Origin of the sequence: Pseudomonas sp. MWU12-2319, from assembly GCF_023242525.1 — a bacterium.
Classification (GTDB): Bacteria; Pseudomonadota; Gammaproteobacteria; order Pseudomonadales; family Pseudomonadaceae; genus Aquipseudomonas; species Aquipseudomonas gingeri_D.
Genome location: NZ_JALJES010000078.1, coordinates 1 through 365 on the forward strand (window position 1 = coordinate 1; position 365 = coordinate 365).

1 tRNA gene is annotated in these 365 nt (G+C 45.8%); it reads right to left on the minus strand.

From position 1 onward, the window contains the following. Positions 1 to 212: 212 nt before the first annotated feature. Positions 213 to 288: transfer RNA gene (locus M5C01_RS32830), tRNA-Ala, on the minus strand. Positions 289 to 365 lie beyond the last annotated feature (77 nt).

Sequence of the window (365 nt, forward strand, 5' to 3'; positions counted from 1 at the left end):
GTGAAGACGACATTCGCCGAAAATTCGCAAAACTCTTAAGAGTCACTCACAAATTTTACCTTAGCCTGAGCCGTTACCAGTGAAAGTAACGGTCAGTCTATCTTTCTATCACATACCCAAATTTTTAAAGAACGATCTAATCAAAGACTAGAAATCAACATTCACCATCATAATGATGGAATGCTCATTTCTAAGCTTTACAGAAGCAGTTATGGTGGAGCCAAACGGGATCGAACCGTTGACCTCCTGCGTGCAAGGCAGGCGCTCTCCCAGCTGAGCTATGGCCCCGTATTTCTACAGGCTTCCCACACAAAATTGGTGGGTCTGGGCAGATTCGAACTGCCGACCTCACCCTTATCAGGGGT